Genomic DNA, 231 nt, shown 5'->3' with positions numbered 1-231 from the left:
CCCCGACACCGGCAGCCCCGGTGCCAGCGAGAGCACCGTGCCCCCGACCAGCGCCAGCTCCGCGAACAGCACCGCCAGAACCGTCGCGAGCAGCGGATTTGCGGTCACGCGGGCCGCCGCGGCGCCCGGCGCGATCATCACCGAGAGCACCAGGATCGCGCCGACGATCGGCACCGCCAGCGCCGTCACCAGCCCGATCAACACAGCGAACACCAGCGACAGCATGCGCAC

Annotated in this window: 1 protein-coding gene; it reads right to left on the bottom strand. The window is 72.7% G+C overall.

Annotation, left to right across the window (positions count from 1 at the left end; genetic code table 11):
• Positions 1-231 (bottom strand): metal ABC transporter permease (locus ACWXWW_RS18410; protein WP_455971497.1); only part of this gene is annotated, 231 nt, incomplete at both ends.

It is taken from the genome of Microbacterium sp. KNMS, from assembly GCF_053851835.1.
This window is presented reverse-complemented; position numbering and strand designations above follow the sequence as displayed.